Source organism: Kitasatospora sp. NPDC086801 (genome assembly GCF_044745805.1).
GTDB lineage: Bacteria > Actinomycetota > Actinomycetes > Streptomycetales > Streptomycetaceae > Kitasatospora.
In genome coordinates this window covers 1-1011 of the sequence record NZ_JBIVAX010000120.1, presented here as the reverse complement: position 1 = coordinate 1011, position 1011 = coordinate 1, and the positions used below count along the sequence as shown (strand labels likewise).

At 61.5% G+C, this 1011-nt stretch carries 1 protein-coding gene; it reads right to left on the bottom strand.

From position 1 onward, the window contains the following. On the bottom strand, nucleotides 1–788 hold a 788-nt coding region (locus ACIPLC_RS38265), incomplete at its 3' end, for an IS5 family transposase (protein WP_400477677.1). Between the last annotated feature and the right edge of the window lie 223 nt (nucleotides 789–1011).

Below are 1011 nucleotides of genomic sequence, written 5' to 3'. Positions count from 1 at the left end.
AGGTTGTCGATCGATGCGATGTGGATCATGGCTTCGGAGCTGGTCGGCAGGGTCTCGTAGTCGCGGGCCAACCGGCGGCGCTGCATGATCCACCCCAGGCTTCGTTCGACCACCCACCGCCTTTTCACCACGTGGAATCCGGGGACGTCGGACTTCCGGTGAACGACCTCGACGTCGATGCCCAGGCTTGCGCCGTGCTCGATCATGGCGTTCTTGAAGCCGGTGTCGACCCAGCTCTTGGAGATGCTGGGATAGGTCTTCTTGGCCTGGTCGAGGAGGCGTATTCCCAGGGCATTCTCGGACAGGCTCGCGGCGGCGACGGTGACGACGAGGATGAGTCCGATGGTGTCGGTGAGGATGCCTCGCTTGCGGCCGACGATTTTCTTCGCGGCGTCGGTTCCCTGGCTGGCCAGGGGCACGTTGGTGGAGGTCTTGACGCTCTGGGTGTCGATCACCGAGGCGGTCGGCTCGGGCTTGCGTCCTTCCTTTACTCGGGCCAATCCAGTGAGGTCGTAGTTGAGTTGGGCGAAGAGCCCCTCATCGCGCCAGGCAGCGTAGTAGGCGTAGACGGTGCCGTGGTTCGGAAAGTCGTGCGGGAGGTACTTCCAGGGGATTCCGGTGCGGTTGACGTAGAGGATCGCATTGAACACGTCGCGCAGTTCGACCTTCGCCGGCTGGCCGGTCGGCCGACGGTCAAGTCGGGCCTTTCTCCATGCCGTCAGAACCGGCTCGATCAGGGCCCATCGGGCGTCGGACAGATCGCTCGGGTACGGCTTGCGCTCGGTCATGACACAGCGTCAGCACTGATGGGGCGGAGGATCCCGTTCCACTACCAGATCGGCGTTTCTATGACTTCTTCAAACCAGACGGACTACAGGGCACAGATACGGGCAATACGGGCAGCCGATCCCCTGGCCAAAGGATGGATGTTGTTCATCTATCGGGCATAGCGTAATCAAAGCGACGTGACCATAAGCCATTTATGGGATCAGAGATCCCAAAACCCCCACT